Genomic DNA, 558 nt, shown 5'->3' on the forward strand with positions numbered 1-558 from the left:
ATAGGGGAGCCGTAGGGAAACCGAGTCTTAACTGGGCGTCAAGTTGCAAGGTATAGACCCGAAACCCGGTGATCTAGCCATGGGCAGGTTGAAGGTTGGGTAACACTAACTGGAGGACCGAACCGACTAATGTTGAAAAATTAGCGGATGACTTGTGGCTGGGGGTGAAAGGCCAATCAAACCGGGAGATAGCTGGTTCTCCCCGAAAGCTATTTAGGTAGCGCCTCGTGAACTCATCTTCGGGGGTAGAGCACTGTTTCGGCTAGGGGGCCACCCCGGCTTACCAAACCGATGCAAACTGCGAATACCGAAGAATGTTATCACGGGAGACACACGGCGGGTGCTAACGTCCGTCGTGAAGAGGGAAACAACCCAGACCGCCAGCTAAGGTCCCAAAGTCATGGTTAAGTGGGAAACGATGTGGGAAGGCATAGACAGCCAGGATGTTGGCTTAGAAGCAGCCATCATTTAAAGAAAGCGTAATAGCTCACTGGTCGAGTCGGCCTGCGCGGAAGATGTAACGGGGCTAAACCATGCACCGAAGCTGCGGCAGCGACG

General features: G+C 53.8%; 1 rRNA gene. It reads left to right on the forward strand.

The window, feature by feature from the left end:
- A 23S ribosomal RNA gene (locus ABFX35_RS23675) occupies nt 1-558 on the forward strand; the annotation flags it as partial.

Source organism: Gibbsiella dentisursi, assembly GCF_039539505.1.
GTDB lineage: Bacteria > Pseudomonadota > Gammaproteobacteria > Enterobacterales > Enterobacteriaceae > Gibbsiella > Gibbsiella quercinecans.